The sequence below is a fragment of the Belnapia rosea genome (assembly GCF_900101615.1).
In the GTDB taxonomy this organism is placed as follows: Bacteria; Pseudomonadota; Alphaproteobacteria; order Acetobacterales; family Acetobacteraceae; genus Belnapia; species Belnapia rosea.
In genome coordinates this window covers 1-6559 of sequence record NZ_FMZX01000064.1, presented here as the reverse complement: position 1 = coordinate 6559, position 6559 = coordinate 1, and the positions used below count along the sequence as shown (strand labels likewise).

Below are 6559 nucleotides of genomic sequence, written 5' to 3'. Positions count from 1 at the left end.
GGGCTGTCGGACCACTGGGGCGACGGTCGGCCCTGCCGGCTGACGGAGGGGCAGCAGGCGACGCTGAAGGCGATCGTGCTGCAGGGGCCAGATCCGGAGGCGGACGGCGTCTCGACCTGGCGGCTGATCGACCTTTGTCGGATTGTCCGGGAGCGCTTTGGCGTGACCTACAGCGAGGGTGGGATGGGCAAGCTGATGCGCAGCCTCGATTTGTCCTGGCAGACGCCGCGGCCGCAGCATGCTGAGACCGACCGCGCCGCCCAGGAGCGGTTCAAAAAGGGGGCTTCGCGGAAGCCCTCGCGCAGGTCGCCGCCGACCACCCCGAAGCCGGGCGGATTGAGGTCTGGTTCCAGGATGAGGCCAGGGTAGGCCAGAAGGGACGGATGGTCCGCCGCTGGTTCCAGCGTGGCATGCGGCCGCGGATGGTGAAGGACCAGCGCTACCGCTCGGCCTACATCCTTGGCGCGGTCTGTCCGGCACGCGATACCGGCGCGGCGATCGTGCTGACCCATGTCTCGGTCACGGCCATGACCCTGCTGCTGGAGGAGGTCGCCGCGCAGCTGCCAGCCGGCACCCATGCGGTGATGCTGATCGACAACGCCGGATGGCACATCGCCAAAGAGCTGCGCGTGCCGCCGACCATCAGCCTGGTCCACCTGCCGCCCTACTCGCCCGAGCTGAACGCCATCGAGAAAGTCTGGACACGGGACCGCTGAATGTGAGGTTCTTGTAGCGCCGCGGCTTGGCCTGGAGGCCCTGCGTGCGCTGGCTCGGTGGGTGGCGCTTTGCCATGAGCGATCCGAGGCGGGAGGCGATCGGCTGGAAGGATCTGCCGCGGGAGCGGCAGCGCCGGCTGGTCGTGTTGATCGGCAAGCTCATTCGCCAGCGTCTTGCGGTTCCCACCAATGCCGCGGAGGCGGCCAATGAGCCCGACCCTGCCGAGTGCCGCGTTCCTTGCGTCCGACAAGATCCAGCCTCGCCACCGGCAGCGGCAGGCGGTTGTCTATGTCCGCCAGTCGACGCTCCGTCAGGTCCAGCAGCACGGTGAGTCAACGCGCCTGCAGTATGCGCTGGCCGACCACGCTCAAGCACTCGGCTGGCAGCCGGGTCAGATTGTCGTCATCGATGACGACCTCGGTCGTTCAGCGGCATCGGCGCTGGACAGGCCCGGGTTTCAGCGTCTCGTCGCCGAGGTGGGGCTTGGCCATGTCGGCCTCATCCTCGGTATCGAGGTGTCGCGCCTGGCGCGCTCGTGCCGCGACTGGCATCAGCTGCTCGAGATCTGCGCACTGTTCGACACGCTCATCGCAGACGCGGACGGCCTCTACGGCCCGAGCGGTTACAACGATCGCCTGCTGCTCGGCCTCAAGGGCACGATGAGCGAGGCCGAGTTGCACATCCTCAAGGGCCGCATGCTCGAGGGGCGCCGTGCCAAGGCGGCTCGCGGCGAGCTCGTCATGGGCCTGCCACGCGGCTACGTGCAACGTCCCTCCGGCGAGGTGGCGCTCGACCCGGACGAGGGGGTCCGCTCGGTGATCCGGCTCGTGTTCGATGTTTTTGAGCGGCGCCGGTCGGTCCGCGGCGTGCTGACCTATCTCGTCGACCACGACATTGGCTTGCCCGACCGCTTGCGCTCTGGCCCATGCAAGGGTGAGGTGAGGTGGAACCGCCCGAACCAGGCGACGGTAGCCGACATGCTGCGCCACCCGGCCTACGCAGGCGCCTATGTCTATGGTCGTCGACGGATGGAGCGTCGCGCCATGCTGCCCGGGAGGCCGCATAGCGGGCGGCGGTTCATCCGGGCGCCCGAGGGCTGGGCGGTGCTGCGCCGGGACTGCTGGCCGGCCTACATTGATTGGGAGACCTACACCCGCAACCAGGAGCAGATGAGGGCGAACCGAGCCAAGCACGAAGGCGTCCCGCAGGGTGGCCATGCCCTGCTGGGCGGCCTTGTCCATTGCGGCCGATGCGGCCGGCGGATGACGCTCGGCTACCACAACAACGGCCGCGAGGCCCGCTACAGCTGCTGCCAAGAGGCAGTGACCTTTGCCGGGCCGCGTTGCCAATCGGTGAGCGCGGCGCCAGTGGACCACGCGGTGGGCCAGCTGATCCTCGCCGCACTGACGCCATCCGCCGTCGAGGTGAGCCTGCAACTGGCGGAAGATGTCGAACTCGAGCGTGCCGCGCGGCGACAGCACTGGGCCGAGCGGCTGGAGCGGGCGCGCTACGAGACCGCGCTGGCACGCCGGCGCTATGAGGCGGTCGATCCCGACCTGCGGCTGGTGGCGCGCACCCTTGAGCGAGACTGGGAGGGCGCACTCGCGGCAGAGGAGGCGCTACAAGCCGAACAAGCCCGCGAACTGGCGCGTGAGCCGCCCCGGCTGGAGGCGGCGGAACTTGCTGTCATCCGGCAACTCGCAGAGGACATACCAGCGCTCTGGCGTGCCGCAACAACGACACAGCAGGACCGCCAGGCCATTGCCCGGCTCGTCCTCGAGCGGGCTGTCATCCGCCTGGAAGGGGCCAGTGAGCACCTCGAAGTCGAGTGCGAGTGGGCCGGTGGCGTGCGGACCCGCCATGCCGTTGTTCGCTCCGTACGGCGGTTCGAGCAACTGCGCGGGTTCGACCAGATCCTGGCCACCATCCGTGACCTGCGTCGGCAGGGTTGCTCGGCCGCCGTCATTGCCGACCGGCTCAACGCCGCCGGCTGGCATCCACCCAAACGGGCGGCGTTTGAGGCCGGGATGATCCAGCGCCTGATGTTCCGCCACGGCATGACCGGCAGGCGGCCGATCTGGAGCGGGACCGTGCCGCGCCAGCCGGACGCCGAGTGGACGCTCCATGAGGCAGCCGAACGCCTCGGCATCCACCGCCACACCGCCTACCACTGGCTGCGCGTGGGCCGCCTGCGCGGGCAGTTGGCCGCCCACGGAGGCCAACGCATCTGGCTGGTGACGATGACAGGGGCTGAACTCGCCCAACTCCGGGCCGCAATGCCAAGCCCGGACCGCACCAAGAACCCAGCATAGAGAGGCAGCATGGAAATGCAGTCGAGAAGGTCTGGCAGTACCTGCGGGACCGCTACCTCTCAGGTCGCCTGTTCAGCGGTACGCGCGCCATCGTCGATGCCTGCTGTGAGGCGTGGAACAAGCTCATCGCCGAGGCCGGTCGCATCCAGTCGCTGACAGACTTCGAATGGGCGCGACAGGTCAATCCATAAGCAGCTTAGTATTAGGTCCTCACGCTCTGGCGCCGGAGGGAGGCTGAGCCCCTATGCTGCGGCATGGCCCTCTTCCCCGATCCACTTCCGCCTGCTGCTCGCCCCGAACCGGAGCAGACTGCGGCCCCCCTACCGCCGGAGATCCGGCAGGTTCTGGACCGCATTGATAGCCGGCTACGCGCGGTGGAGATGCGCCTAATCGGCATGGAACAGAACGTTGGCGACCTGAGGGTGCAGGTGGGGGAGGTGCAGGATCAGGTTTCGCGGGTGCCCACCGCTTGGCAGTTGCTGATCAGCGTGGGAATCATCATCGGGGTTAGCATGGGCCTCGTATTCGTCGTCATACTGGCCGCCGGCCACGTGCTGGGAAAGGGCTAGGCTATGGCCGAGACGCCCGAGGCCACCATCCTGTCGGACCTGCTGCGGCTGGACATCAGCAGCAACGAGACTGTGCCGTGACCCCGAGATGGCAACCGGCCTCGTCATGGCGGCCAGGGCTTCGGCTCGGTGGGCATCATCACCCCGCTGGTCGACCTCTGGCTCGATGAGCGCCGGCTGCCGAAATACATGCGGGCCGTGCCGAAGGTGAGGTGAGGGGTGCGCCAGGCGAAGCCAAAGCCAGTGCTGGTGATCGTCTGCCCGCAGTGCGGTGCCCGTTATGCCGATCCTGGCGGGGATGCGACGCCATGGCGCTGCCGGGTCTGCGAGGCAGCACTGTCGCGGGAGAAGGCGGCCTAGTGCCTCGGCAGGCGATGACGGCGGCCAGAAATAGCCTCACAGAGAAGGCCGAACGGCTCAGGCTAGCCATCGTCCAGACACTCGATAGGGTGCGGGAGAACAGCGGCGCCCTCGCCCAGGCAGTCGGGCAGCGGCTGCGGATGACCGGCTAGGCCGCGCCCTGCTGCCGCAGCTGGCGCCCGATGCCGAGCGGCTGGTGCAGACCTACGGGCGGCGAGTGCGCGAAGGGATGCCCCTATCCGATGCCGTCAGCATCTTTGCCAGGAATGACGCCCGGCACGGCAAGCCAGCTCGAGCGGTGAAATGGGGGATGCGGCTAGCCCAAGCGGCGAAGGGCATGGAGCGGCCAGCCACGCCGCAGCAGCGGTCGAGAGACCGGGAACATGCGCCAACGCGGACGATGCGGATGACGCGCTAACTTTCGCTGCTCGGCGCCGTTCACCCCTGGTTCACTAGGGGGGATTTGCCGTGCGTCTCAGACCTAAACGCAGCCGGAAGACGGCCCGCAAGCGCATTCGCTATGCGCGCAGGGCCGCCGGCCTTCAAAGAGGCCGCTAACTACAGTCGAAAGGTCGCCTCGGCCGGCGGCATCCCAAGCGCGGCGCCAATCTCGGCAGGCTTGGTGATGCCCTGGTATTCCAGTTCGCGGCCGATCGCCATCTTCAACCGGATCATGGTCAACCAGTCGTCGGTTCGGCGCTGGCGCTCCTCGGGCAAGATCTTCGGTTTCGCAGGCGGCTGGTTGTTGGGTGGCAATGTAATTTACCATTCTCCGCCAGGACAGGAGGATGATCGATGCGCGGTCTTGTCTATGCGTCGTGCGCGGTGGCTGTGGTTGCTGCATCTACCACTACGAATGCCGGTTGGCTCGAAGATGCTCTCCAAACCCAGCAAGTCCAAGCGCCGGTCCCCATCCCGCCCCCGCCTCTCAATCCGCCGTCGCGGACGCCCGACGCTCCGGCGCCCGAGCCTCTCAGTAACCTGCTGGACCCGGCGATGGGTTACCGGATCAGGCCCCTTACGCCGCCCCTCAACCCGCCCCTCAATCCCCCTCTCAACCCGCCCCTCAACCCGCCCCTCAATCCACGCTGAAAAACAGGGGGGAGAAAGGGCGCCTCCCCCCCGTCTAAGCCCGCCTGCCTCCCCTCCGCGTCGGCTCCCTGCTGCCAGGCGAAGGCCGCCGCATCGGTCCCAGCGGGTCCCGCGCGAACTCGGTAGCGCCCTCCCTCCGTCTCCACGGCCGCGCAGGGCGCCGTCAGGGGCGGTAGGGGTGCACGACATGCCCCAGGACGGCGGAGGGGCGTAGACGGGCTTCCTGGGTGGTTCTGGCCGCGTGGTAGGCTCAGGGCATGAGCGAGCCCGGCAGGACCTACCCCGACAAGGCGACATTCGATGCCGAGCTAGACCGCCTGACCGGCATCTACCTCAAGCTGAAGGTGGCGGCGCAGGCGCGGGGCATCGAGATCGAGAACGCCGCCCGCCAAGCCTTCGAGGCCGGCCAACTGACCTTCGAAGATTTCGAGATGATGGGGCTGTTGCTGCTGGGCCGCCCCAGCGGCGGCAATCCGGGCGGCTGACCTATGTATCGGCCATTTCGCTGCCGTCTCATGGCCCAAGACGCTCGGCAAGTGCGGCCTCGACGAAATGCTTCTCCTCAACGGCGAGTTGATTGAATTCCGCATGAAGCGCCATCAGCCGAACCTCGTCGGCCGACGGCAGGGGGCCAGCTCGGCGCGCGGCTAGCAGCGGTCGGATCTCCCCCGTTACGGCGCTTATCCGCGTGCCGAACCGGGCTTTTCCCTCCGCCGCAGCGGCGGCCATGGCGGCATGGGTCACGGGGTCGGCTTGGCGCTGGCGCTGCTGACGAGAGAGCTTCTTGGCTGGCATGGCGACCTCCTGAGTTAAGCCGATCACATGCGATAAGCCCCGCTTACAAGCCCGAACGGCACTGTAGGTCGATGTTCAGATAGGTGGCGCAGCGACAGCATGGCGAAGCCGCAACAGGGTGCAGCCATCTCTCACAGCCGTTGCTCCGCAGCCACGGTATCGAGCGCTGATCGTCCAGCCAACAACCTCAAGATCTTGTTTACTGCAAAAATTTCTACTCTATGGCGAATACCCGGCGTGTACATACCTGCTCATTGCTATGGTGTGAGGACTGGCTGTGCAGAAAAACCGTCACTCTATGACCACTGCCACGGCAGAGGCTGCCGCCGCTAACTACCCGTTTTGAAAGTCAGGGCGCGGGTAGACGTCTGCGGCTCGGGTGGGCGAGGCGGTGGAGCATGAGGCGGATCATGGCCAGGGTGATCATGACTTCCGAGATCTGCGGTAGCGCCTCGTAGTCCTTCGATAGGCGCCTCCATCGCCCAAGCCAACCAAGCGACCTCTCCACCACCCAACGCCGCGGCTGCACTGCGAAGCCGATTGTGCCTGCGATGCGGCGAACGATGACCAGCATCAGACCGGCCAGGAAGCAGGCGAGCAAGGCGGCGAGCCGGTTGTAGATGCTGTCCGCGAATACGATCCGGAGCCAATTATAGAGGGGCTTCACGCGCTTCAGCAGGTCCGGGAGACCATCGGCGTCCTGGATGTCGGCCG

General features: G+C 67.0%; 7 protein-coding genes and 1 pseudogene. 5 read left to right on the top strand and 3 right to left on the bottom strand.

What is annotated here, in order from left to right; translation table 11 throughout:
• The first annotated feature begins 75 nt into the window (after positions 1 to 75).
• From BLR02_RS30720 to BLR02_RS27640, 4 genes and pseudogenes are all read left to right on the top strand, one after another.
• Complete coding sequence (locus BLR02_RS30720) at positions 76 to 369, top strand: helix-turn-helix domain-containing protein (RefSeq protein ID WP_281201430.1); 294 nt, start codon at positions 76 to 78, stop codon at positions 367 to 369.
• Positions 333 to 716: pseudogene (locus tag BLR02_RS27650) on the top strand (IS630 family transposase); the annotation flags it as partial. The gene BLR02_RS30720 and the pseudogene BLR02_RS27650, both read left to right, overlap by 37 nt.
• A gap of 207 nt (positions 717 to 923) precedes the next feature.
• Positions 924 to 3029 carry a recombinase family protein gene (locus tag BLR02_RS27645; protein WP_090665429.1) on the top strand — a complete coding sequence of 702 codons (2106 nt, stop codon included), beginning with the start codon at positions 924 to 926 and terminating at the stop codon, positions 3027 to 3029.
• A gap of 254 nt (positions 3030 to 3283) precedes the next feature.
• On the top strand, positions 3284 to 3598 hold the full coding sequence (locus BLR02_RS27640) for a hypothetical protein (RefSeq protein ID WP_090665428.1): 315 nt from the start codon (positions 3284 to 3286) through the stop codon (positions 3596 to 3598).
• 918 nt (positions 3599 to 4516) lie between these two features.
• Here BLR02_RS27640 and BLR02_RS29910 read toward each other — a convergent pair.
• Entirely contained in the window at positions 4517 to 4675 is a 159-nt protein-coding gene (locus BLR02_RS29910; protein WP_176849877.1) for a hypothetical protein, read from the bottom strand.
• 632 nt (positions 4676 to 5307) lie between these two features.
• On the opposite strand from BLR02_RS29910, the gene BLR02_RS27630 reads away from it, so the two are divergent.
• The gene (locus BLR02_RS27630; RefSeq protein WP_090665426.1) at positions 5308 to 5535 is read left to right on the top strand and encodes a hypothetical protein; all 228 of its coding nucleotides are present in this window, start codon (positions 5308 to 5310) and stop codon (positions 5533 to 5535) included.
• A gap of 28 nt (positions 5536 to 5563) precedes the next feature.
• Here BLR02_RS27630 and BLR02_RS27625 read toward each other — a convergent pair whose 3' ends face one another.
• Positions 5564 to 5845 (bottom strand): hypothetical protein, encoded by a 282-nt coding sequence (locus BLR02_RS27625; protein ID WP_090665425.1) that lies wholly within the window; start codon positions 5843 to 5845, stop codon positions 5564 to 5566.
• A gap of 349 nt (positions 5846 to 6194) precedes the next feature.
• The coding region (locus BLR02_RS27620; protein WP_143018373.1) for a transposase at positions 6195 to 6559 on the bottom strand (365 nt) is incomplete at its 5' end.

What these genes read in the sequence shown, in the direction of transcription:
- BLR02_RS27625 (WP_090665425.1), bottom strand. Translation starts at nt 5,845, where the DNA reads ATGCCAGCCAAGAAGCTCTCTCGTCAGCAGCGCCAGCGCCAAGCCGAC.
- BLR02_RS27630 (WP_090665426.1), top strand. Translation starts at nt 5,308, where the DNA reads ATGAGCGAGCCCGGCAGGACCTACCCCGACAAGGCGACATTCGATGCC.
- BLR02_RS27640 (WP_090665428.1), top strand. Translation starts at nt 3,284, where the DNA reads ATGGCCCTCTTCCCCGATCCACTTCCGCCTGCTGCTCGCCCCGAACCG.
- BLR02_RS27645 (WP_090665429.1), top strand. Translation starts at nt 924, where the DNA reads ATGAGCCCGACCCTGCCGAGTGCCGCGTTCCTTGCGTCCGACAAGATC.